The 759-nt window shown below is 48.4% G+C and carries 2 pseudogenes; both read right to left on the reverse strand.

The window, feature by feature from the left end:
* Positions 1–191, reverse strand: a pseudogene (locus R7040_RS26085) (hypothetical protein); the annotation flags it as partial.
* 46 nt (positions 192–237) lie between these two features.
* Positions 238–759, reverse strand: a pseudogene (locus R7040_RS26090) (L-arabinose isomerase); the annotation flags it as partial.

The raw sequence follows: 759 nt of genomic DNA on the forward strand, positions 1-759 counted from the left end.
CTAAAGCGCCAATCAGCATCGTGAACGGCAATGAGTTGTCCGTTGTTTAATACTTCCATGGTGCCGATAAAGTGCGTTTTACCATCCCGCTGTAGCTCGAAACTCGCTGGTTGCTCAGTGGAAAGGTTGAGCGTCCAGCGAGTTTTTTCCAGTTGAAAAGTGGGCACGGTTTCTACGTCTGTATCATTCACTAATTGACTCCAAAGTGCTCCCTAAGCGGGAGCACATTTGTGTGGTTTAACCGAGACGGTAATACACTCCGTTGTTACGCAATTCTTGTTTGAACTGGCGTAAGTTGGTGCTGTTGTCAATCACAACCATTTCGATGCCAAGGATTTCAGCGTAGTCGGCAAGCATCGGCAATGTGACAGCTTGGCTGTACACTGCGTGATGTGCGCCGCCAGCGTGAATCCACGCAGCTGCTGCGATATTTAAGTTGGGCTGAGGTTCCCAAAGCGCGTGAGCTACAGGCAAATGTGGCAGTGACTGTGGTGGTGTGACGGTATCAATCACGTTGACGATCATTCTAAAGCGATCGCCAAGATCAATAATCGACACGTTTAACGCTTCACCAGATTGGCCGCTGAAAATTAAGCGTGGAATATCGCAACGACAGCCAATGGTATGACGATGAACTTCCAATCTTGGTTTCGCTGCTGCGATAGTTGGACAAACTTCTAGCATGTGAGCGCCTAACACTTGCCCTTTTTCGCCGAAGTTGTAGGTATAGTCTTCCATAAAAGATGTACCGCCCGGTTT

Source organism: Vibrio sp. 1069, from assembly GCF_033340555.1.